General features: G+C 59.4%; 25 protein-coding genes. 10 read left to right on the forward strand and 15 right to left on the reverse strand.

From position 1 onward, the window contains the following. Positions 1-520 precede the first annotated feature (520 nt). Together G5306_RS14425 and fabR are read right to left on the reverse strand one after the other, a co-directional pair. The gene (locus tag G5306_RS14425) at positions 521-886 is read right to left on the reverse strand and encodes a YijD family membrane protein (RefSeq protein ID WP_421313051.1); all 366 of its coding nucleotides are present in this window, start codon (positions 884-886) and stop codon (positions 521-523) included. A 19-nt stretch (positions 887-905) separates the two neighbouring features. Further along, positions 906-1,526 carry an HTH-type transcriptional repressor FabR gene (gene fabR / locus G5306_RS14430; protein WP_005339921.1) on the reverse strand — a complete coding sequence of 207 codons (621 nt, stop codon included), beginning with the start codon at positions 1,524-1,526 and terminating at the stop codon, positions 906-908. Positions 1,527-1,673: 147 nt separating this feature from the next. On the opposite strand from fabR, the gene G5306_RS14435 reads away from it, so the two are divergent. After that, on the forward strand, positions 1,674-2,792 hold the full coding sequence (locus tag G5306_RS14435) for a fatty acid desaturase (RefSeq protein ID WP_421209480.1): 1,119 nt from the start codon (positions 1,674-1,676) through the stop codon (positions 2,790-2,792). Between the two features lie 75 nt (positions 2,793-2,867). Here G5306_RS14435 and G5306_RS14440 read toward each other — a convergent pair whose 3' ends face one another. Beyond that, positions 2,868-3,023, reverse strand: coding sequence for a hypothetical protein (locus G5306_RS14440; protein WP_421313052.1), 156 nt, complete (start codon positions 3,021-3,023; stop codon positions 2,868-2,870). Between the two features lie 175 nt (positions 3,024-3,198). On the opposite strand from G5306_RS14440, the gene G5306_RS14445 reads away from it, so the two are divergent. After that, positions 3,199-3,825: a lysoplasmalogenase gene (locus G5306_RS14445; RefSeq protein ID WP_005348507.1), complete on the forward strand. Its 627-nt coding sequence runs from the start codon at positions 3,199-3,201 to the stop codon at positions 3,823-3,825. 79 nt (positions 3,826-3,904) lie between these two features. Here G5306_RS14445 and G5306_RS14450 read toward each other — a convergent pair whose 3' ends face one another. Beyond that, a complete protein-coding gene (locus G5306_RS14450; protein WP_421209478.1) occupies positions 3,905-5,458 on the reverse strand; it encodes a DHA2 family efflux MFS transporter permease subunit in 1,554 nt (517 codons plus the stop codon). Then, positions 5,458-6,510, reverse strand: coding sequence for an HlyD family secretion protein (locus G5306_RS14455; RefSeq protein ID WP_421313053.1), 1,053 nt, complete (start codon positions 6,508-6,510; stop codon positions 5,458-5,460). Before G5306_RS14455 ends, G5306_RS14450 begins: the two co-directional genes overlap by 1 nt. Positions 6,511-6,606: 96 nt before the next feature. Between G5306_RS14455 and G5306_RS14460 the strand changes: the two genes are divergently transcribed. Both G5306_RS14460 and G5306_RS14465 read left to right on the forward strand, forming a co-directional pair. Next, complete coding sequence (locus G5306_RS14460; RefSeq protein ID WP_019444678.1) at positions 6,607-7,509, forward strand: LysR family transcriptional regulator; 903 nt, start codon at positions 6,607-6,609, stop codon at positions 7,507-7,509. Between the two features lie 9 nt (positions 7,510-7,518). Further along, the gene (locus G5306_RS14465) at positions 7,519-7,833 is read left to right on the forward strand and encodes a DUF2007 domain-containing protein (protein ID WP_005339933.1); all 315 of its coding nucleotides are present in this window, start codon (positions 7,519-7,521) and stop codon (positions 7,831-7,833) included. An 11-nt stretch (positions 7,834-7,844) separates the two neighbouring features. On the opposite strand, the gene G5306_RS14470 is transcribed toward G5306_RS14465, so the two are convergent. Next, positions 7,845-9,128, reverse strand: a complete 1,284-nt coding sequence (locus tag G5306_RS14470; protein ID WP_421313054.1) for a dicarboxylate/amino acid:cation symporter — start codon at positions 9,126-9,128, stop codon at positions 7,845-7,847. A 209-nt stretch (positions 9,129-9,337) separates the two neighbouring features. Here G5306_RS14470 and G5306_RS14475 point away from each other — a divergent pair, with 209 nt between their 5' ends. Both G5306_RS14475 and G5306_RS14480 read left to right on the forward strand, forming a co-directional pair. Continuing rightward, on the forward strand, positions 9,338-9,583 hold the full coding sequence (locus G5306_RS14475; RefSeq protein WP_421313055.1) for a YecH family metal-binding protein: 246 nt from the start codon (positions 9,338-9,340) through the stop codon (positions 9,581-9,583). 99 nt (positions 9,584-9,682) lie between these two features. Next, positions 9,683-10,282, forward strand: coding sequence for a YhgN family NAAT transporter (locus G5306_RS14480; protein ID WP_041202392.1), 600 nt, complete (start codon positions 9,683-9,685; stop codon positions 10,280-10,282). A 76-nt stretch (positions 10,283-10,358) separates the two neighbouring features. Here the strand turns inward: G5306_RS14480 and G5306_RS14485 are convergent, their stop codons facing one another. Beyond that, complete coding sequence (locus G5306_RS14485) at positions 10,359-11,327, reverse strand: LysR family transcriptional regulator (protein ID WP_005357635.1); 969 nt, start codon at positions 11,325-11,327, stop codon at positions 10,359-10,361. Between the two features lie 276 nt (positions 11,328-11,603). On the opposite strand from G5306_RS14485, the gene tatA reads away from it, so the two are divergent. The 3 genes from tatA to G5306_RS14500 all read left to right on the forward strand — a co-directional run bounded on the left by tatA (position 11,604) and on the right by G5306_RS14500 (position 13,733). Further along, positions 11,604-11,765, forward strand: a complete 162-nt coding sequence (gene tatA / locus G5306_RS14490; protein WP_005339944.1) for a twin-arginine translocase TatA/TatE family subunit — start codon at positions 11,604-11,606, stop codon at positions 11,763-11,765. A 16-nt stretch (positions 11,766-11,781) separates the two neighbouring features. Further along, entirely contained in the window at positions 11,782-12,084 is a 303-nt protein-coding gene (locus G5306_RS14495; RefSeq protein WP_101531245.1) for a YfcZ/YiiS family protein, read from the forward strand. Between the two features lie 227 nt (positions 12,085-12,311). Beyond that, positions 12,312-13,733, forward strand: coding sequence for a transglycosylase SLT domain-containing protein (locus tag G5306_RS14500; RefSeq protein WP_227341810.1), 1,422 nt, complete (start codon positions 12,312-12,314; stop codon positions 13,731-13,733). Here G5306_RS14500 and G5306_RS14505 read toward each other — a convergent pair. Then, positions 13,711-13,887 carry a hypothetical protein gene (locus G5306_RS14505; protein ID WP_005339947.1) on the reverse strand — a complete coding sequence of 59 codons (177 nt, stop codon included), beginning with the start codon at positions 13,885-13,887 and terminating at the stop codon, positions 13,711-13,713. The two genes, G5306_RS14500 and G5306_RS14505, sit on opposite strands and share 23 nt — an antisense overlap. Positions 13,888-13,960: 73 nt before the next feature. Here G5306_RS14505 and G5306_RS14510 point away from each other — a divergent pair, with 73 nt between their 5' ends. Next, positions 13,961-15,214 (forward strand): phospholipase D-like domain-containing protein, encoded by a 1,254-nt coding sequence (locus G5306_RS14510; protein ID WP_421313056.1) that lies wholly within the window; start codon positions 13,961-13,963, stop codon positions 15,212-15,214. A gap of 578 nt (positions 15,215-15,792) precedes the next feature. On the opposite strand, the gene murA is transcribed toward G5306_RS14510, so the two are convergent. From murA to mlaF, 7 genes are read right to left on the reverse strand one after another with little or no spacing between them, the layout of a single operon-like run. Next, positions 15,793-17,049, reverse strand: a complete 1,257-nt coding sequence (gene murA, locus G5306_RS14515; protein WP_216952223.1) for a UDP-N-acetylglucosamine 1-carboxyvinyltransferase — start codon at positions 17,047-17,049, stop codon at positions 15,793-15,795. 18 nt (positions 17,050-17,067) lie between these two features. After that, a complete protein-coding gene (gene ibaG, locus G5306_RS14520; protein ID WP_005306001.1) occupies positions 17,068-17,325 on the reverse strand; it encodes a BolA family iron metabolism protein IbaG in 258 nt (85 codons plus the stop codon). Then, entirely contained in the window at positions 17,325-17,597 is a 273-nt protein-coding gene (locus G5306_RS14525; RefSeq protein WP_005336352.1) for an STAS domain-containing protein, read from the reverse strand. Before G5306_RS14525 ends, ibaG begins: the two co-directional genes overlap by 1 nt. After that, a complete protein-coding gene (locus G5306_RS14530; RefSeq protein WP_005336350.1) occupies positions 17,594-18,226 on the reverse strand; it encodes an MlaC/ttg2D family ABC transporter substrate-binding protein in 633 nt (210 codons plus the stop codon). Before G5306_RS14530 ends, G5306_RS14525 begins: the two co-directional genes overlap by 4 nt. Before the next feature lie 2 nt (positions 18,227-18,228). Further along, complete coding sequence (mlaD, locus tag G5306_RS14535) at positions 18,229-18,726, reverse strand: outer membrane lipid asymmetry maintenance protein MlaD (protein ID WP_005336348.1); 498 nt, start codon at positions 18,724-18,726, stop codon at positions 18,229-18,231. Positions 18,727-18,733: 7 nt separating this feature from the next. Next, on the reverse strand, positions 18,734-19,513 hold the full coding sequence (gene mlaE, locus G5306_RS14540) for a lipid asymmetry maintenance ABC transporter permease subunit MlaE (RefSeq protein WP_005336345.1): 780 nt from the start codon (positions 19,511-19,513) through the stop codon (positions 18,734-18,736). Then, positions 19,513-20,313, reverse strand: coding sequence for a phospholipid ABC transporter ATP-binding protein MlaF (gene mlaF / locus G5306_RS14545; protein WP_005336343.1), 801 nt, complete (start codon positions 20,311-20,313; stop codon positions 19,513-19,515). Before mlaF ends, mlaE begins: the two co-directional genes overlap by 1 nt. Between the last annotated feature and the right edge of the window lie 50 nt (positions 20,314-20,363).

Here is a 20,363-nt window from a genome sequence, read left to right on the forward strand (position 1 = left end):
TTAGAATACCGGCCTGTCACGCCGGGGGTCGCGGGTTCGAGTCCCGTCCGCTCCGCCACTAATTTAAAGGCCTTCCCTGATGGGAAGGCCTTTTTGCTATGGGCGTTTTTTACCCAGTGGCCCACAGATTTGCACGCTTGGCGAACACAAAGCTCGGCCTCACGACCGGGTTTTGATGTTTTTAGCGTGTTAGACAGCCAGTGTTAGCATTTATCTGCCGGAAGATAACCAGACAGCCTGTTCTTATCACTATTTTCTAGTTATATCAGAGCGTTATCAGCTCAATTTACAGCCATTCGAGTGGTGCTATGGCCAACCAACTCAGGCTTTATCTGCATGCTGGCTACAAGGCAGCTCCATATTGCCCCCTCTCTTCTATCTTGGAGGCCAAGCTGCTTGGCTAGGTTGGGAATACCGAGATTGCCGGATTAATCAGGTACCGTTCAAGCAAAGAGGCCTTCCCGACGGGAAAGCCTCTTTGTTTTATCTATCAGCTGATTAGCATCACTCGGTCTATTTATCAGGGCTTCTCTTTGTTGCCAATGCTCAGGCCGAGCTTGATGGAGAGGGCCGCCAGTAACAGCAGCATCATGATCAGGGAGAAGAAGTTGCTGCCAAGCTCCGGGTATTGCACCTTGAGCAGCGCGGAGTGGCCGAAGACACCGATAAAGAAGCAGAGCAGAGTGCAGATGGGGGTGTTGCCCATCATTGGTTCATGGCGATAGTGCTGGAACAGCTGATAGGCCGCCAGCCAGAGGGCAATCAGCGGGAAGAAGGAGAAAGGCACAACCGAGTTGGTCAGTACGGCCAAAGAGGCATCGCCACAGATACCAATCAGCATGGCCATGGCGAGCGGTTTTTTCGGGATCATAAGCTGTTCAGTCATATCGTTCTCCATCCTGTGGTCATGGGTGAGGTTCACGGCGCTTCTGGTTTTGTACCTCGGCGCCCATGGCGATCATCCGCAGTTGGCGAATTGTTCGGTCAGAGAGTGCGCGGCACTCTTCGCTGGTCATGTCGAGTGCATCGGCACCGGCACTGAAGACGATGGTGACCATGGCTTCTGCCTGGATGTAGGCATCTTCCCGTGGTGCTTCGGTGGTGGCTTCCAGATAATCGGTCAGCTCTGCGATAAAGTGCTGGATTTCGCGAGCCACCGCCTGACGAAAGGCGGCCGAGGTGCCGGAGCGTTCCCGTAGCAGCAGCCGGAAGATGTTGGGGTTGTTCTCGACGAACTCCATAAAGGTCTGCACCGAAGTGCTGATGACACTGCCGCCACCGGCAATGCGCTGGCGTGCCTGGCGCATCAGTTGGCGCAGGGTGAGACCTCCTTCGTCAACCAGGGTCAGGCCCAGCTCCTCCATATCGCGAAAGTGGCGATAGAAAGAGGTGGGCGCGATACCCGCTTCACGAGCGACTTCCCGCAGGCTGAGATTGGAGAAACTGCGATTGGCGCACAGTTGGCTGAATGCAGCATCGATCAATGTACGCCGGGTTTTTTCTTTTTGTTGAGCGCGAATACCCACGAAATCAGTCACCTTCAGCTTAACGAGGACAAATGATAACCCGAAGGCGCCTCAGGATCAGGTTTGTATCCTACTTTTTTACCATTGACCGTGAGGAAATCACCATAGAAAATGGCTAACAGCTGTTCGCTGAAAGGATGCAATGAGATGGCCAGACCCCCCATTATTTTCACCAATACCCTGCTGTTCTCCCTCTCCGGGATAGTGGCGTTGATTGTCGTGCCCTGGTACGGCATGAGCCACGGTTACGATCTCTGGCAGTGGGCCAGTTTCCTGTTGTTGTTCTGCCTGAGTGGTCTCTCCATCACCGCAGGCTATCACCGGCTCTGGTCGCACAAGGCCTACAAGGCGCACCTCGCTTTGCAGTGGTTGTTTGCCATCGGCGGTGCGTTGGCGCTACAGAATTCGGCCCTGCACTGGTCGGCCGATCACCGCCGTCACCATCGTCATGTGGATGACAACGATAAAGACCCCTACAGCGCGGGGCGCGGCTTCTGGTATTCCCACATCGGCTGGATGTTGCGGGAGCATCAAGGAGATCGCTATGGCGATTACAGCAATGTGCGTGATCTGCAAAACAACCCGGTGGTCGCGTTTCAGCACCGTCACTATCTGACACTGGTGCTGGCGACCAATCTGGGCCTGCCGCTGCTGCTCGGCCTGTGGCACGGGGACTTGCTCGGCATGTTGCTGTTGGCGGGCGTGCTGAGGATGGTGATGACTCACCACACCACCTTCTTCATCAACTCGCTGGCCCATATCTGGGGCAGTCAGCCCTATACCGATCGCAATACCGCTCGCGATAACGGCATCCTGGCTTTTTTCACCTTTGGCGAGGGGTACCACAACTTTCACCACCTGTTCGAGAATGATTACCGCAACGGCATTCACTGGTGGCAGTTCGATCCGACCAAGTGGTTGATCCGGCTCGCCTCTTGGTGTGGTCTGGCGGGGGATCTCAGATCCTCGCCGGAGGAGCGTATCGAACAAGCCCGGCTGCAGATGCAGCTGAAACGGGCACAAGCCAAGTTGCGCAAGCAGGAAGATCGTGAACTGTGGCAGGCGCTGCTGCAGGAGGAGTACGACAAGCTGAGCCAGCAGTTGCAACACTATTACGCCAGTCGCAAGCGGCTGCTGGAGCTGCGCAAGCGCAAGGCGCTGGCGCGCTATGACCGCCTCAAGCTGCAACTGGAGTACCGGGCCCTGCGGGACGGCTTCATCGCTGGTAAACGCAACTGGAGTCGTTTGCTGGCAGGTATTGCATGATGCCGTCCGATTATCACAGAGACTAAAAGAGAAGACCGCCTGCTGGCGGTCTTCTCTTTTATGATTCAACTCAAGCTAGTTGGCTTGGCTCTGCTGTTGCTGCAACTGATCCAGTGCCTGTAGCTCCTGCTGGCTAAGACCCAGCTGTTCGCAGGCCTGCTCAAAGCTGATCCCCAGATGGCACATCATGATATCGATGGCGGGCAGATAGTTCTTCATAGCTTCTTCCATGGTGATCCTCCAGACCCGTCACTTATGCCCTGAACCACTCGGTGCGGCAATTAGACTTTAGGCTTAGTCTGTCCATTTGATAAGCACCCCTGCCACTGGGGGAGGGAATTTGTTACCCTGCACCATGATAAAAACGGTTGCCGTATGACTGCGAGCAACAGGTGAGGAGCAGGGCATGTTATTGAGTTTCTTGATCATCGCTTCAGGTTGGTGGCACATCCGTGCTGCCTACGGTTCAGACAGCCGCCAGTTCTATATCAGCAAGCCGCTGACCATGCTGCTTATCATCGCGTTGGCGTTCGGCTACCAGAGTTATGACCACGACGGTTCACACGCCTGGATCCTGCTCGGCCTTTGTCTCTCGCTGGCGGGCGATGTGCTGCTGATGCTGCCAAGCGATCGCTTCATTCAGGGGTTGGCGGCATTTCTTGTCGCGCATCTCTGCTATATCGTCGGTTTTGCCCAAGGGCCATTGCTGCTCAATCTGGTGGATGGTTTGCTGCTGTTGCTGATCGCCGGCATGGTATTCGGCCTGTTGTGGGGCAAGCTGGGGGAGATGCGGATCCCGGTCTTCTGCTACATGCTGGTGATCATCGGCATGGCCTGGGTGGCTGCCGGTGCCTGGCACGCCTCTCTCACTGCCGGTTCGGCCGCCGCTCTGGTGGGGGCGCTGATGTTCCTCTTCTCCGACAGTATGCTGGCGCTCGATCGCTTCCGTCGCCCCTTTCCCCACGCCCGCGCCTGGGTGATGAGCAGCTACTTCGCGGCGCAATTCCTGATTGCAGGGTCGCTGGCGGGATAACGCCATGCGGTTGAGTGCAGGCAACAGATAACGAAAAACGGGCTTTGGCCCGTTTTTCGTTTTATGCCCCGGCGGTTTTTCACGCCTCTAGCGGTTCGGCATCCGCTGCCCGTGGGGTGGGGGATTTGAGCAACAACATCAGGCCGCTGGCGATCAGCAGGAAGATCCCCATGATGTAGAACACCTGGTTGTAGGCCATGATGGCCGCTTCCCGGTTGATAGTATTGGCCAGTATGGCGTGGGCTTGCTGCTGGGCTATCTCGGGGCCTGACCCCTGCGCCATCATGCTCTGGGCCAGCTGCAGCAGATAGCTCTGCCCCTCGATACTGCTGGCGGCCAGAGTGCTGCCAATCTGCAGCACATGGGTGCGGGTATCGTTGTCGAGCAGGGTCGCGATGATGGCGATACCGAACGCACCACCGAGGTTGCGCAGCACGTTGAGCAGAGTCGAGGAGGAGGGGATCTCGTCGTGGTTCAGGCTGGCGGTGGCGACCAGGGAGAGCGGCACCATGATGAAGGGCTGCCCCAGCGCCCGCACGATAAGCGACTGGATCAACTGCGGCCCGGCGTAGTCGGCACTCATGTTGACGTTCATAAAGCAGCTGACGGCGAAGATAAGGAAGCCGAAGCTCACCAGATAGCGCGGGTCTATCTTGTGGGTCAGTTTGGGCACCAGCGGTAGCACCAGCAGTTGCGGCAGCCCCATCCACATCAGGACTTCGCCGATCTCCAGCGCGTTGTAGTTGTGGATCTGGGTCATGTAGAGCGGCAGCACATAGATGGAGCCCATCAACGCCATGCCGAGGATCAGATAGGCGAAGCAGGCCAGCGCGAAGCGCGGGTTGTGCAGCAACCGCAGATTGACCAGCGGGTGACGGCGGATCAGCTGGCTGATGACGAAGAACACCAGCGCCACTGCCGAGATGACCGCCAGTCGCACGATGAAACTTGAGCCGAACCAGTCTTCCCGATTGCCCTCTTCCAGTACCACCTCCAGCAGGCCGAGGCCAAGTGCCATGGTGACAATCCCGATGAGGTCTACCCGCTTGATCACGGCCCAGTCCACCGGTTTTTTATCCAGCCCGTGGGCCAGCATGGCCATCACCAGCAGTCCCGGCGGCACGTTGAGATAGAAGATGTAGTGCCACGACATCTGCTCGGTGAGCCAGCCGCCGAGGGTCGGACCGATGGCGGGGGCGAAGGTGGCACAGAGGCCAAACAGCGCCATGCCGGTGGCCCGCTTTTGTAGCGGCAACAGGGTGACGATGAGGGAGAAGGCCATCGGGATCAGCGCCCCGCCGGTGAAGCCCTGCAGCGCCCGGAAGACGATCATGCTGGTGAGGTTCCAGCTGAACGAGCAGAGCACGGAGGCGGCGATAAACGCACTGGTGGTCCAGAGTAGGTAGCGGCGCACGCTCAGCCCCCGGCTCAGCCAGCCGCTCAGGGGGATGGCGATCATCTCCGCCACCAGATAGGAGGTGGAGATCCAGGAGCTTTCGCTCAGGGTGGCCGACAGGGCCCCCTGAATATCCTTCAGGGAGGCATTGGTGATCTGGATATCGAGGATGGCCATGAAGGCGCCGATAAGCCCCCCCATGACCGCGATCCAGTTGCGACGTGGAATGGGTTCCATCAGTTGGCAGCCACCACGGGCTCAGGAGTGCGGGTATCCACGATCACTTCGGTGGAGAGACCCGGCAGCAGCTTGCCTGCCAGCGGGCCTGGCTCGGGGATGCGGATCTTCACCGGTACCCGCTGCACGATTTTGGTGAAGTTGCCGGTAGCATTCTCCGGTGGCAGCAGGGCGAACTTGGCACCGGTGGCCGGGGCCAGGCTGTCGATGATCCCCTCGACCGGTTGATCCGGGTAGGCATCGAGCACCACTTCGACCTTCTGGCCCGGCTGCATATGGGCGAGCTGGGTCTCCTTGAAGTTGGCCTCGACCCACACCTGCTGTAGCGGCACCAGGCTGGCGACCTGCATACCGGACTGGACGTAGAGCCCTTCCCGCAGGCTGCGCTTGCCGATGATGCCGTCGGCCGGTGCCCGCAGTTCGGTGTAGCCGAGCTCCAGCTTGGCCTGCTCCAGTTGTGATTCGCTCAATGCCAGCTTGGCCAGATTCTGTTTGCGCTCGGCATCCAGTACCAGCAGTCGTTCACGTGCCGCCTGCAGGGCGGCTTGGGCCTCCCGGGCTTGCGCCTGATTGACCTGCAGGCCGGCACGCACCTCGTCCAGACTGTCTTGCGAGCTGTAGTGGCGCTGGTTGAGCTGACTGATCCGGTTGACCTGCTGGCTGGCGCGCAGCTGTTCGGCGTTGGCGGAGGCGAGCTTGGCCTCGGCCTGCTGGATCAGGCTCAGTTGTTGGGTGCGGGTGGCGGCCAGATTTTCGGCCGTCGCCTGATTGAGGCGCAGGTCGGCTTCGGCCTCCGCGACCCTGGTTTTGTATTCGCGATCATCGAGACGGGCTATTAGTTGGCCCGCTTTGACCGGCTGGTTGTCGGTGACCAGCACTTCGCGGATATAACCGGGCAGTTTGGAGCTGATCCCGGTCACTTCACTTTGCAGATAGGCGTTGTCGGTGCTTTCAAAATAGCGGCCGTGAAGATACCAGTAACCGGCGAACAGCAGACCGAGCAGCGCCAATATCATGGCTGCCAGCAGGGGAATTTTTTTGTGTTGACTCATTTTTGTGATTCCTGAACTTAAGGGGCGCAGGCTAACACTGGTCAACTGTTTCGATTAGTATTGGTTCACGAGATATACAGTTTCACTGGTGCAACAATGGACCTCAATGCCGCGTTAATTTTGGTTCGTATCGTCGACAAGGGCTCGTTTACGGGGGCCGCCCGCGAGTTGGGGATGACCAAGGCGATGGTCAGCCGCCGCATCGCCGAGCTGGAACAGCGGCTCGGTGTGCGTCTGCTCTATCGCTCCACTCGTCAGCTCACGTTGACCGAGGAGGGGGAGAAGTACTACCTGCACTGCAGCAAGGCGGTCGATGCCCTGACCGAAGCCGAGCTGATGCTGAGCGCCAGCCAGCAGGAGGTGACCGGTACCCTCAAACTGGCGGTGCCTATCGAGACGGGGCAACTGGTGGTCGGGCGCCTGGTCGCCAAGTTTTTGCAGGCCTATCCCGCCTTGCAGGTGGAGCTGGAGCTGACCAATCGAGTGGTGGACCCTATCAGCGAAGGGCTGGATGCGGTGGTGCGGATTGGCGACATGAGCGACTCCAATCTGGCTGCGCGCCGACTCTGGAGCACCGGAAGGTTGCTCTGTGCCAGTCCGGACTATCTGGCCCGCAGCCCGGTCATCGAGCGGCCGGAGGATCTGGCCAACCACGAGCGGGTGACGGTGAGCAGCGGGTTTCTTGCCTCTCACTGGTGCTTCGAGCTGGATGGCAGAGAGGTGCTGGTTGACCCCCCCTCCCGTTTTCGGGTCAATAATATTACCTGTGCCCGGGAGGCTGCGAAGGCGGGGCTGGGGTTGGCTTCGTTACCCGCTATGCTCTGTCAGGATGAGCTGGCCAGCGGCGAATTGGTGATCCTGCTGCCAGAGTGGCAGCAACCCAGGGTGCCGATTTATTTGTTGTTTCCGGAGCGGCAACTGATGCCGCGCAAGTTGCGGGCATTCATCGATTTCATGATTGAGAACGGCGCCGAGTTTGGCATCGACAAGTTGTTGTAAGGGGGAGCTATGGATAACTGGATCAATCTCTATCGCGCCTCACACACCCTGGAGGCGCACGCGTTGAAAGGGGCGCTGGAGGCGGAAGGGGTGCTGGTGCGCCTCAATGGCGAGGGGCTGTCAGGCGCCCTTGGCGAACTGCCGGTCGACATGTTGCAGGTGACCCTGATGGTGCGGGCCGAGGATCGCAGCAAGGCGGGACGGGTCATCGAGCGTTACCAGCAGCGTCAGGGTAACGGCTGGCTGTGCGGCCAGTGCGGGGAGGAGAACGGCGCCAACTTCGACGTCTGCTGGCGCTGTCATCACGATCCCCACGACAGCTGATCTTTCTTCCGCTAGCGCGGCGGGAACTCGATATCTTCCCCTGCGCTGGCATCGTGATAGGTCGCCAGATCCAGCTCGTTTTCGCTGCGGGCGATCAGCACCGACACCAGAATATCCCCCGATACGTTGACCGTGGTGCGTGCCATGTCGAGGATCCGGTCAATGCCTGCAATCAGTGCCACCCCTTCCAGCGGCAAGCCCACCGCCGTCAGGGTCAGGGTCAGCAGCATCAACCCGGTGCCCGGGGTGCCAGCGGTGCCGATACTGGCCAGGGTGGCGATGCTGATGATGGTCAGGTAATCGACCATGTGCAGATCCACCCCGAATGCCTGAGCCACGAACAGCGCAGTCACTCCCTGATAGAGGGCGGTGCCATCCATGTTGATGGTGGCGCCGATGGGCAGCACCTTGGCAGTGATGGCGGGGGAGACTCCCAGCCGCTTCTCGGCGCAGGCCAGACTGATGGGCAGGGTACTGCTGCTCGAGCTGCTGGTAAACGCAACCGCCTGGGCATCAACGATGCTCTTGAAGTAGTGCAAAGGATTGAGCCGTGCCAGCAGGAGCAGCAGGCCGCTGTAGACCCCGAGCACGTGCAGCAGACAGCCGAGGTAGACGGCGCCGATCACCTTGAGCAGCGGCAGCAGCAGGTCGAGGCCGTATTTGCCGGTCATCCAGGCCATCAGGGCGCAGACACCGTAAGGGGCGAGCGCCATCACCATCTGGGTCAGCTTGAACATCCCCTCGGCCAACGAGGTGAAGAAGAGGATGGCGGGGCGGCCACGGCGACCGCTGGCGTTGAGGGCGACCGCCAACGCCACTGCAAAGACGATCACTTGCAGGATCTTGCCATCCACCATCGCCTGTACCGGGTTGCTCGGCACCAGATGGCTCAGCACGCTGGCCAGGGTGGGTTGGGTTGCCACACCGAGTCGCTGATGGGGCCCCATGTCGGCACCCATGCCGGGCTCCAGCAGCCAGCCCATCATCAGGCCGATGCAGATGGCGATGGCGGTCGAGAAGAAGTAGAGACAAATCGCCTTGCTGCCGATGCGGTCGAGGGCCTTGCCCTTGAGCAGCGAGGTGAGGCCGGCGATGACCGAACAGAAAATGAGAGGCACCATCAGCATCTGGATGGTGTTGACGAACAAGACGCCAAGGGGCTTGAGCAGCAGGGCTTGCTCTTCAAAGCCGACGCCCAGACCCACCCCTGTCAGCATGCCGATCAGGATCTTGAGCCAGAGTGGTCGGCGGGTCCAGATCTGCCAGGGCTTGAGAGCCTCTCCATGGAACAGCATGACGCCAATATCCTTATACATTGTCTGCGATGGCCAAAAAGGGGCGCCAGTGTAGCGATCCCTGACGCGGGTTGCCACATTATCGACAAAGCAGTGGCGGTGACCACTCCCCTGACCAGGAAATGCGCAATTTATTGGCCTATATCAAGATCCCTCCGGGCGGGGAGATATTTAATTGGCATTAAATATGTTCATTATTGAGGTGAGAGATGTCGCAATCGGTTCATGGTCACGAAGTGATGGAGATGATGTTGGCACAAGGGGGGCAATTTACCCGTGCCAGCTTGAAACAGGCGATGGCCGAACGGTTCGGTGCCGAAGCCCGTTTTCATACCTGCAGCGCCAGCGAGATGGATGCGGAAGCGCTGATCGACTTTCTGGCTACCCGCGGCAAATTCATCGACTCGGCCGAGGGTTTCCAGACCCGCGCCGACAAGATCTGCAACCACGGTTAATCCCGCTGCGAGCGCATCATGGCGCTCGCTCAATTCTTCGCCCTTTGCTATATTTCGCCCCCTCTCTTTTCCCTATTCAGGGCGTAGCCCGGGCGTTGTATGGATACTTTCTCTGCCGCAGTCATGCTGTTTCTGATCATGGACCCGCTGGGCAACCTGCCGGTCTTCCTCTCTATCCTGCGTCATATCGATCCCAAGCGACGTCGCAAGGTGATGGTGCGCGAGCTGCTCTTCTCGCTGGCCATCATGATGCTGTTCCTGTTCGTCGGTCAGCAGATCCTCGGCTTCCTCAACCTGCGGCAGGAGGCGGTCAGCATTGCGGGGGGGATCATCCTGTTCCTGATCGCCATCAAGATGATCTTCCCGAGTGAGGGGGGCGTGACCGGGCTGGCGGCGGGCGAGGAGCCCTTCCTGGTGCCGATGGCGATCCCGATGATCGCCGGTCCTTCGATCCTCGCCTCTTTGATGCTGCTGGCCAATCAGGAGCCCGCCCGGATGGTGGACTGGTCGCTGGCGCTCTTTATGGCCTGGGCTGCCAGCGCGGTGATCCTGATGTTCTACGAGGTATTCAACAAGCTGCTGGGTGAGCGGGGACTCACTGCGGTGGAGCGGCTGATGGGGATGCTGTTGGTGATGATCTCGGTCCAGATGCTGCTGGATGGGGTACATCACTATCTGGCAGTGACCGGCCAAGGCTGAGTGGGTTACATGTTGAAATGAATGAAACGGGGCTACGCAGAGCCCCGTTCTTTTTTGTTGCCGAGAAGGCGTGCCGTCAGCCGTGAGTGGTCGCTGCGGGTTCCAGTTTGCTCATGATGAGGGAGAGCAGCAATTCCCGCAGCCAGCGGTGGCCCGGATCCTCGCTGTGACGCTGATGCCAGATCAGCAGGTGGGAGATGCTGTCCAACCCGATGGGTAGCGGCAGCTGCAACAGCGGATAGACCTGGGTAGCGTGGCGGGCGTAGAGCCTGGAGAGGGTCACTATCATGTCGGAGTGCATCCCCATCCGCAACGCCGCCTCGAAGGAGGGCACGGTTGCCTCGATACGCCGGTAGAGATCCTGCTCTGCCAGCTTGTGATCCAGCATCCAGCGGTCCCGCCCCTCGCAGTAAGTCTGCACATGGGGATAACTGAGGTAGTGCTCCAGATTCCAGTTGGGCTCCCGCAGCGCGGGGTGGTGCTGCTGCACCAGACAGGTGAGATCATCGACCGCCAGCACTCGCTGACAGATGCTGTCGGGCAGGGTATCGAGTCGATAATCGGAGCTGATGCAGTTCTCCCGCACCGCGAAGGCGATGTCCACCTGTCCCTGACTCATCTCGGTCAGACTGTTCTCGGTCCACTCCTCGTAACGCAAGCGGATCCGTGGTGCCTGCCGCTTCAGCTCGCTCAGGTAGAGCGGGGCAAACAGGGTAAAGGCGCTGTCCATGCTGGCGATGACGAACTCTCGCTCCGAGCTGGCGGGGTCGAACTCGGGCGGCTGGATCAGGTTATCCAGCGACAGCAGGATGGGTTGCAACTGCTGCTGCAGTGCAAGGGCACGGCCGGTGGGTTCCAGCCCGTAGGCAGATCGGATGAAGAGGGGATCATTGAAGGTATCGCGCAGACGGCCGAGGGCTTTACTGACCGCGGACTGGCTCAGATGAAGGCGGCGTGCCGCCTTGCTGCCGTTGCGCTCTTCCAGCAATACCTGCAGGATAATCAGCAAATTGAGGTCGATGCGACCCAGTTGTTCCAGCAGCATGATATGAATCCTCTTCAATTCTAAGATGAATTTATACCATTTGTTTTCATATCTTGGCGATCTTATCCTCGAATGGTCTCAGGTTCGCATGAACCACTGGTACAGGATGTAGCGGTTGAGGGGACATGTAGCACAATCAATATGGCGACCTCAGGGTCGCCCTATTTTTTGGCTATGATTTATTTGCTCACTTGCACCTGCCTTGATTTTGCCCAACAATCCCTGCGCTCTATTTTGATACAAGTAACAGATATCTCTTTGTGAGGGAGTATCCCTATGGGACTCGGTGGAATTCATATCTGGCATATGCTGATCCTCTTGCTGGTCGTTGTGCTGGTCTTCGGCAGCAAGCGTCTTGCCAGTGCAGGTGAGGATCTGGGGACCGCCATCAAAGATTTTCGCAAGGCGATGCGTGACGACGCAAATCATCCGAAATAAGCAGTAGGAGTAGAAAATGTCTGTAGACGAGAAAGTTGAACTGAACGAAACCTGTGACAGCTGCGGCTGTTTTGCCGAGATCGGCACCATCATCGGCGAAGGCGACGATGTGATGGAGCTGGTTATTGAAGCCGCGGCCGAGGCGGATGCCCGCGCCAAGCTGGCTGCCTATGAAGCACTGGCCAAACAGGTCACCGCCGAAGCTCAAGTGAGCAGCGAACTGACCCAGGGCGCCAACGGCGTGATCCTGAAAGCCCGCCTGCAATTCACCTGCACCGCCGAAAAACTGATTTTCGAAATGCGGGCCCGCTCTATCTGAGTTGTCTGATAACGCGGCAGGTTTGCCTGCCGTGTTGACCCTTCTGCTGTGGGTCGGCGTTCTATAGTTACTCTATCCCACAGACGTTTGCCCGGCGCGAGTCGGCCAACAGAAGGCGTAAATATCATGACGCAGCGATGGATCTCTGCCCCCAATCCCACCCTCTATCGTGATCCGTGCTGCCAACAGGCAGCAGGCGTGACCTCAGCACAGGGGCAGCCATCGTGATGCGACGCTGGATTTGGGCTCTGCTGGCCCTCTGCTGTTTTTCCCTGCTGGCGGCTGAGCTCAAGCCGGTGCGTTTGCCCCAACCCGGGGACCTCGAAAGCATTCTGCAAAAGCGCGAACTCAGGGCTCTGGTGGTCTATGAGCGCGGTTTCTATTTTCTCGATCGCGGCACCCAGTACGGCATTCTGGTCAATCAGCTGCAAGGATTCGAGCGCTGGCTGAACAACACCTATCTCGCTAAAGAGAAGGTCAAACTCAAGGTGGTCTACATCCCGGTGCGGCAGGACAAGCTGCTGGACTATCTGACCGAGGGGCGTGGGGATCTGGTGGCGGCGACCATGACGGTGACCCCGACCCGGCGTGAACAGGTGGCCTTCTCCCGGCCTCTCATCTCTTCCATCGAGGAGTGGGTGGTTAGCCAGAACAGCCTGCCCGCCTTCAGCCGCATTACCCAGCTCTCCGGCAGGCGGGTCTGGGTGCGGGCCAGCTCCAGCTACTACGAGAGCTTGCGCCAGCTCAACTGGTTGTTTCGCGAGTTGGGGCTGCCCCCCGTCTATATCGAGACGGTGCCCGAATATCTACAGGATGGCGATCTGCTGGAGATGGTGGCCGCCGGCATTATTCCCCTGACGGTGACCGACAGCTACAAGGGGCGGATCTGGCTGAGTGGCATGATCTCCGGTCTCAAGGCTCACAAGTTGATCCCCCTGCGCAGCAACGGCACCAGTGGCTGGGCGCTGCGCAAGAACAGCCCCGAGCTGCTGAAAGCGGTCAATGGCTATCTGGCGAGCGTCAGCCGCAACAGCCTCTACAGCGACATGACCCTGCGCCGCTTGCTGGTTCGCAGCGATCAGATGAGCAATATCCTGGCGCCGGATCCTATGGGGCGCCTCGCGACCATTCGCAAGGTGCTGGAGAAGTACGCCAATCAATACGATCTCGACTGGCTGATGCTGGCGGCGCTTGGCTACAAGGAGTCCGGCCTCAATCCCAAGGCGCGCTCGCCCAAGGGGGCCGTGGGCCTCATGCAGTTGCTGCCCAGTACGGGGCGGGAAGTCGGCATCAACGGCGCCAGACTCACCACGCTGGAGGGAAATGTGGAGGCCGCCTGCCGCTACATGCGGTTGATCCTCGATACCTACTTCAATGATCCCAAGCTGGATCGGCTCAACCGCCACCTGTTTGCCCTCGCCGCCTACAACGCTGGGCCGAACCGGGTGCAGGCGCTGCGAGGCAAGGCGGAGAAACTGGGACTCGATCCCAACGTCTGGTTCGGTAACGTGGATCAGCTGGTGGCCAACGAAGTCGGACAGGGGCCGATCAACTATGTCGGCACCATCTACAAGTACTACGTGGCCTATCGTTTCAGCCTGCCCCAGATCGAGGGCAAGGCTGCCGCTATCGAAGCGGCTCAGCCCTGAGCCGGTTGACCGGCAGGGTCGCCTGCACGGTCGGCAATTGCCAGCCACCGTCCCTGTGTTGCAAAAACCAGTGAGCAGGGCCGGTGGCCGGGATGAGATCTGGCTGGCTGAGCTGGCCCAGATAGCGCAACATCGGGGTATCATGCAGTTCCATCAGCAACTCCTTTTGAATATGTGAAGAGGCTCGCCAGCGTTATGACACCCGGCCATGACAGCAGGATGACACCATGATCCCCGGATCCTTTGCCCTGATCGACGATCCCCAGCTGGCGCTCAAGGTGCGTTGTCACTGGATCCGCCATGCCCGCGAGCGGATCCAGGCGCAGTACTACAGCTGGGAGGAGGACAGCAGCGGCAAGCTGCTGCTGAGCGAGCTGCTTCACGCCGCCCAGCGTGGCGTCAAGGTACAGCTGCTGGTGGATGATCTCTATGCCGGTGACAACCGCTTTCTGGAGATGGTGGCTCACTACCCGGGGATCGAGGTACGGCTGTTCAACCCCTTCTGGCTGCGGGGCTGGCGCCCGCTGGCACTGCTGCTGGAGGGACTGCTCAGCTTTCGCCGCATCAACCACCGGATGCATAACAAACTGCTGCTGGTGGATGGCAAGCTGGCGCTGATCGGCGGGCGCAACATCGGTGATCGCTACTTCGGTCTGGATCCGCAAGCCCCCTTCGTGGATCTCGATCTCGCCTGTCAGGGGGGACTGTGCCAGCAGATGGTGCAGGGGTTCGAGCAGTTCTGGCACAGCCGCTGGAGTCACCCCATCCGCCATCTGTTGCGCCGCGAGCTGCTGCCCGCCGAAATAGAGGTGGTCAACGACTTCCTGTTCACCATGACGGATCCGGCGGTAGCGACGGTCTACGATCTGCCCGCGGCGCTGTTTGACGAGCGCGATGTGCCGCTGCAATGGCATGAGGGGCGGGCCGAGGTGTGGTTCGACCGTCCCGGCAAGGGGCTTATCTCCCGTCCCACCACTGCCCGTCAGCTCTGGCGCCAGCTGGCTGACAATCCCGGCTCGCTGGGGTTGGTGACCCCTTACCTCATCCTGACCCGCGGGTTCCGGCACCGTCTGGCGCGGCTGCGCCAGCAGGGGATCGCCATCGACATTCTCACCAACTCGCTGGCCAGCACCGATGTGCCACTGGTCTATGGTGCCTATCAGCGTTATCTCGGCTGGTTGCTGCGCCAAGGGATCCGGGTCGCCGAGTTTGACCATGGCCACGGCAGCCTGCACGCCAAGTTGATCCTGCTGGGGGAGGAGCGGGCGCTGTTCGGCAGCCTCAACCTCGATCCTCGCTCACTCTTTCTCAATACCGAACTGATGCTGCATCTGCACTGCCCGCCGATCTGCGAGGCGCTGCGAACGTGGCTGGCTCGCTGGCAGGAGCAGGCCGGTGGATTGCCGCGCAAACCCGAGGGGTGGCCAAGGCGACTGATAGCCCGTCTGAGTGACTGGTTGCCCCTGCGCCGTTGGCTGTAAGGCAGCCATTTTTTGTGCGAGATCTCGCAAAGCCTTGTAAGCCATTGCTGATGCCCTTTGCGGGTGAATAACCATGCATGAATCTATCTTTCTGTTTTATAACAATTTAGTGGTGATGATAAGGCTGTTTTTTGTACTCTGATGTGAATGGAATTAGCATAAAAACGTTTTTTATTTTGTTTTTATGCGTAATATTTCAGTTGCAAGGACAAACACGGCGGCTTGTCTGCCGTGTGGACGAAGGTTGTAACGGGTAGCTGGCCGGTTGCATTGCTGCAATTGGCGCGCACTTAAGATGGGTCGCGAACTATCGGAAAGTGAAACAGAGACCTGGCGTGGCCGGACTCCAATATGGAACATGCTATTTGCGAGGGGGTGACATGGACATGTCACCCCACTTTTTTGGTTCTTTGGCGAGTCTCGAGCCAATGAACGTTGGCCGCCAGGGGGCTGGTAAATAGCCTGACACGATATGGACCACTCTCGACCGCATTGAATCTCGGCAGCCCAGATGAATGTAAAAAGGCCCCCTTGCATTAGCGAGGGGGCCTTTTTATCGGCCTGCGATCAGGGAGATATCAGCCCTTGATGCGCTCGATGCGGCCACCCAGACCCTGCAGCTTCTGCTCGATGTTCTCGTAGCCACGGTCGATGTGGTAGATGCGGTCGACGATGGTGGAGCCTTCGGCGACGAAGCCGGCCAGCACCAGGCTGGCAGAGGCGCGTAGATCGGTCGCCATCACCTGAGCCCCCTTGAGCTGAGCAGTGTCGCGGCAGATGGCCACATTACCCTGCAACTCGATGTCTGCGCCCATCCGTACCAGCTCGGGAACGTGCATGAAGCGGTTCTCGAAGATGGTTTCGGTGATCATGCCGGTACCTTGTGCCACCGCGTTCAGTACGGTGAACTGTGCCTGCATGTCGGTCGGGAAGGCCGGGTAGGGGGCGGTCTTGATGGTGACCGGCTTGAGGGTGCGGCCAGTCATGTCGAGGGTGATCCAGTCTTCACCCTTCTCAATCAGTGCACCAGCCTCTTCCAGCTTGACCAGTACCGCTTCCAGCAGGGTCGGGTCGGTCTTGCGGCAGGTGATCTTGCCGCCGGTGACCGCTGCACCCACCAGGAAGGTACCGGTTTCGATGCGGTCAGGCTGCACGCTGTAGTTGCCGCCGTGCAGACGCTCGACACCGTCGATGGTCAGGGTGTCGGTGCCCGCGCCCTGGATCTTGGCGCCCAGGGTATTGAGGAAGTTGGCCAGATCGACCACTTCCGGCTCGCGTGCGGCGTTTTCGATCACGGTGCGGCCATCAGCCAGGGTTGCGGCCATCATCAGGTTTTCGGTACCGGTCACGGAGACCATATCCATCAGGATGTGAGCGCCTTTCAGGCGGCCATCGACACGGGCCTTGATGTAACCTTCTTCGATGGTGATATTGGCACCCATCAGCTCCAGGCCGTGGACGTGCAGGTTGACCGGACGGGCACCGATGGCGCAGCCGCCGGGCAGGGAGACGTCGGCAGCGCCGAAACGGGCGGCCAGCGGACCCAGCGCCAGAATGGAGGCGCGCATGGTCTTCACCAGCTCGTAGGGAGCGACATGGTTGTTCACCGCACCGGTCAGCACGGTGACGTTGCCGTTGACCTTGGTGGTCGCGCCCAGCATCTCCAGCAGCTTGATGGTGGTGCCCACATCTTTCAGTCGCGGCACGTTGGAGAGGTGTACCTCTTCATCACAGAGCAGGGTCGCGAACAGGATCGGCAGCGCGGCGTTTTTGGCGCCGGAGATGGTCACTTCGCCGTTGAGAGTACAACGACCATCGATTTTGAATTTGTCCATTTTTACTTCGTTACCAAATCAGGAGGGCAATAGGAATTTACGTTCGCGTTTCCACTCGGCGTCGGTGAACGCCTTGATGGAGAGGGCGTGAATGGCGTTGCTGGCGATCTTGTCCATCAGCGGGGCATAGATGGCCTGCTGCTTCTTGACCCGGCTCATGCCGTCAAACATGTCACCGACGGCGATCACTTGGTAGTGACTACCGTCCCCTTTGACATGGACTTCGGACAATGGCAGAGCCTCAAGGAGTATCGCTTCAATTTCAGAGACTTGCATTATGCGTCCTCAGTTGTGAGCGGGGTAGATTGAAACAGCCCAGCCACCCCGTAGAGGTTGGCCAGGGTATAGAAATCACTGGAGGCGCCCACCAGTTGCGGTGTGGCGCCTCGCGCTAATACGGCTTTGGCCCATTTGACCAGCAGGGCCAGTCCGGCAGAGTCGAGGGTGGTGACGCCGCCGAGCTCGAGCTGGTCGTCCTGCCACCATTCGGCGCGGCGTTGCCACAGGTCATTGACCTGTGGCGCCTGCAGCTCACCGCTGAGAGTCATGGTTTGAGTACCAGCGGCTTGGCGTTGTGCTCGCGCAACTGGGCGATCACCGCATCGATGCCGTTCTGGCGGATCAAACCGCCCAGCTCGCTCTGCTTGGCGGAGAGCAGGCTGATCCCCTCTGCCACCATGTCGAAGGCTTTCCACTCGCCGGTCTTGTTGTTCTTGCGCAGCTTGAACTCGAGGAAGATGTCCGGCTTGCCGGCCTCTTTCACGCTGACGTTGACGGCGGTGATATTGCCGCTGGGAGCCTTGCCCGGCTCGACCTTGACGGTCTGCTTGTCAAAATGGGCCAGCGCATCGGCGTAGGAGCTCACCATGTACTCGGTGAACACCTCGACGAAGGCATTGCGCTGCGCTTCGGTGGTCTCTTTAATCTGGTTGCCAAGCACCTTGTAGGCGGCGAAGCGGTTGTCCACATAGGGCAGCAGCTCTTCGCGGATGATCACCCGCAGGTGATCCGGATTGCTTTTCACCTGGGCCTGATCGGCCTTCAGGCGGGCAAAGGTCTGCTTGGCCGCCTGATCCACCAGCGCGTTGGGGTCGGTGGCATCGACTGCGGCCTGGGCAGACAGGGAAAAGAGCATGCTGGTCATCAGACCCAGCAGCAGGGCGATTTTCTTGAACATGATTACTCCTTCTTGCTGTCTGATTTGCTGTCGGAGGATTGGCTGTAGAGGAACTTGCCAATCAGATCTTCCAGCACGATGGCGGATTTGGTGTCTTCAATCAGGTCGCCATCCTTGAGCATCTCGGTGCCCATCTCCTCATCGCTGAAGCCGGGGGCCAGACCGATGTACTGCTCGCCGAGCAGACCGGAGGTGAGGATGGAGAGGGAACTGGTATCGGCGAACTCGCCAGCGCTCTTTTGCATCATCAGGGTCACTTCGGGCACCTGGGTTTTCGGGTCCAGTACGATGTCGCTGACCCGGCCTACCACCACGCCGCCGACCTTGACCGGCGAACGGACTTTCAGGCCGCCGATATTATCGAAATGCGCGCGCAGGGTATAGGTTTCTCCTTCCGGTTTGAAGCTCAAACCGGCCACTTGCAGGGCCAGCGCCAGAATGGCACCGATGCCAGCCAGCATGAAGGTGCCGACCAGGAATTCTACTTTGCTGAACTTCATCTTTACCTTATCCAAACATGACTGCAGTGAGTATAAAATCCAGGCCGAGCACGGCGAGGGATGAGTGGACCACAGTTCGGGTCGTGGCCTGACTGATCCCGGCCGAGGTCGGCTTGGCATCATAGCCGTTAAAGAGCGCAATCCAGGTGACCACTAGGGCGAAAATCAGGCTCTTGATGGCGCCCTGCATGATGTCTTCATGCCAGTCGACGGAGGCCTGCATGGCAGACCAGAAGCCCCCTTCGTCCACGCCGAGCCAGTCCACACCGACCAGCTTGCCGCCGAAGATACCGATCAGGCTGAACATAAAGGCCAGCAGCGGCATGCTGATGACGCCAGCCCAGAAGCGGGGGGCAACCACCCGGCGCAGTGGGTCGACCGCCATCATCTCGAGGCTTGAAAGTTGCTCGGTGGCCTTCATCAGGCCGATTTCAGCGGTCAGGGCCGAACCGGCACGGCCGGCAAACAGCAGCGCAGTGACCACAGGACCCAGCTCCCGCAGCAGGGAGAGGGAGACCAGCGGCCCCAGGCTCTGCTCGGCGCCGAAATCCTTCAATACGTTGTAACCCTGCAGCGAGAGCACCATGCCGATGAACAGGCCGGAGACCAGAATGATGGCCACCGACTGTACGCCCACCACATACAACTGCTGGACAAGCAGCGGGAAGTGCTTGCGCGGCTCGGGTTTGCCCGCCAGCGCATGGAACAACATGATGGTGGCGCGACCGACGGAGCTGATAAACCGCACTCCGACCCGCCCCAGCTTGCTTATTTGACTTATCAACATCAGAGATCCTGTAGCAGATCGCCTGCCGGAAAATGAAACGGAACAGGACCATCGGGCAATCCTTTGAGGAACTGCTCGACTTCGGGATTGTGCTCCTCGCGCAGCTGATCCGGCGTACCGTGCGCCACCACCTTGCGATTGGCAATGATGTAGGCGTAATCGGCGATGCTCAGCACCTCTTTTACATCGTGGGTGACGATGACGGAGGTGATACCGAGGGCATCGTTCAGCTCCTTGATCAGCTTGACAAGCACCGCCATGGTGATGGGGTCCTGCCCGACAAACGGCTCGTCATACATGATGAGGTCGGGGTCAAGGGCGATGGCCCTAGCCAGCGCCGCCCGGCGCGCCATGCCGCCGGAGAGCTCGGAGGGCATCAGTTTCGCCGCGCCGCGCAAGCCCACCGCTTGCAGCTTCATCATGACGATGGTGTGGATCAGCTCCTCCGGCAGGCCGGAGTGCTCCCGCAGCGGGAAGGCCACGTTGTCGTAGACCGTCATGCCGGTAAACAGGGCGCCACTCTGGAACAGCATGCTCATCCGCTTGCGCACTTCATAGAGGCGCGAACGGGAGAGGGTGGGGATGTCTTCCCCGTCAAACAGAATGTGACCGGACTCCGGCTTGAGCTGGCCACCGATCAGCCGCAGCAGGGTGGTTTTACCGATGCCGCTCGGGCCCATGACGGCGGTTACCTTGCCACGAGGAATGGTCAGGTTGATCCCGTCATACAACAGCCGATCTCCGTGACTGAAGGTCAGATCGGAGATGGTGATCAGGTCATTGTTCAAACAATTGTCCATCCGGTGTAAATGAGGTGCGAATTTTATGGGGTAGTCTAGGTCTAAGCAAC

Origin of the sequence: Aeromonas sp. 603404 (genome assembly GCF_049171775.1) — a bacterium.
Taxonomy (GTDB): domain Bacteria; phylum Pseudomonadota; class Gammaproteobacteria; order Enterobacterales; family Aeromonadaceae; genus Aeromonas; species Aeromonas veronii_A.

Bases quoted from the DNA above. Each gene is read 5' to 3' on its own strand.
- G5306_RS14440 (WP_421313052.1), bottom strand. From the start codon at position 3,023: ATGGAAGAAGCTATGAAGAACTATCTGCCCGCCATCGATATCATGATG.
- tatA (WP_005339944.1), top strand. From the start codon at position 11,604: ATGGGACTCGGTGGAATTCATATCTGGCATATGCTGATCCTCTTGCTG.
- G5306_RS14425 (WP_421313051.1), bottom strand. From the start codon at position 886: ATGACTGAACAGCTTATGATCCCGAAAAAACCGCTCGCCATGGCCATG.
- G5306_RS14480 (WP_041202392.1), top strand. From the start codon at position 9,683: ATGGATACTTTCTCTGCCGCAGTCATGCTGTTTCTGATCATGGACCCG.
- G5306_RS14475 (WP_421313055.1), top strand. From the start codon at position 9,338: ATGTCGCAATCGGTTCATGGTCACGAAGTGATGGAGATGATGTTGGCA.
- G5306_RS14460 (WP_019444678.1), top strand. From the start codon at position 6,607: ATGGACCTCAATGCCGCGTTAATTTTGGTTCGTATCGTCGACAAGGGC.
- G5306_RS14470 (WP_421313054.1), bottom strand. From the start codon at position 9,128: ATGCTGTTCCATGGAGAGGCTCTCAAGCCCTGGCAGATCTGGACCCGC.
- mlaE (WP_005336345.1), bottom strand. From the start codon at position 19,513: ATGTTGATAAGTCAAATAAGCAAGCTGGGGCGGGTCGGAGTGCGGTTT.
- murA (WP_216952223.1), bottom strand. From the start codon at position 17,049: ATGGACAAATTCAAAATCGATGGTCGTTGTACTCTCAACGGCGAAGTG.
- mlaD (WP_005336348.1), bottom strand. From the start codon at position 18,726: ATGAAGTTCAGCAAAGTAGAATTCCTGGTCGGCACCTTCATGCTGGCT.
- G5306_RS14465 (WP_005339933.1), top strand. From the start codon at position 7,519: ATGGATAACTGGATCAATCTCTATCGCGCCTCACACACCCTGGAGGCG.
- G5306_RS14455 (WP_421313053.1), bottom strand. From the start codon at position 6,510: ATGAGTCAACACAAAAAAATTCCCCTGCTGGCAGCCATGATATTGGCG.
- G5306_RS14510 (WP_421313056.1), top strand. From the start codon at position 13,961: ATGATCCCCGGATCCTTTGCCCTGATCGACGATCCCCAGCTGGCGCTC.
- G5306_RS14450 (WP_421209478.1), bottom strand. From the start codon at position 5,458: ATGGAACCCATTCCACGTCGCAACTGGATCGCGGTCATGGGGGGGCTT.
- G5306_RS14505 (WP_005339947.1), bottom strand. From the start codon at position 13,887: ATGGAACTGCATGATACCCCGATGTTGCGCTATCTGGGCCAGCTCAGC.
- G5306_RS14500 (WP_227341810.1), top strand. From the start codon at position 12,312: ATGCGACGCTGGATTTGGGCTCTGCTGGCCCTCTGCTGTTTTTCCCTG.
- G5306_RS14525 (WP_005336352.1), bottom strand. From the start codon at position 17,597: ATGACTCTCAGCGGTGAGCTGCAGGCGCCACAGGTCAATGACCTGTGG.
- G5306_RS14495 (WP_101531245.1), top strand. From the start codon at position 11,782: ATGTCTGTAGACGAGAAAGTTGAACTGAACGAAACCTGTGACAGCTGC.
- ibaG (WP_005306001.1), bottom strand. From the start codon at position 17,325: ATGCAAGTCTCTGAAATTGAAGCGATACTCCTTGAGGCTCTGCCATTG.
- mlaF (WP_005336343.1), bottom strand. From the start codon at position 20,313: ATGGACAATTGTTTGAACAATGACCTGATCACCATCTCCGATCTGACC.
- G5306_RS14435 (WP_421209480.1), top strand. From the start codon at position 1,674: ATGGCCAGACCCCCCATTATTTTCACCAATACCCTGCTGTTCTCCCTC.
- G5306_RS14530 (WP_005336350.1), bottom strand. From the start codon at position 18,226: ATGTTCAAGAAAATCGCCCTGCTGCTGGGTCTGATGACCAGCATGCTC.
- G5306_RS14445 (WP_005348507.1), top strand. From the start codon at position 3,199: ATGTTATTGAGTTTCTTGATCATCGCTTCAGGTTGGTGGCACATCCGT.
- G5306_RS14485 (WP_005357635.1), bottom strand. From the start codon at position 11,327: ATGCTGCTGGAACAACTGGGTCGCATCGACCTCAATTTGCTGATTATC.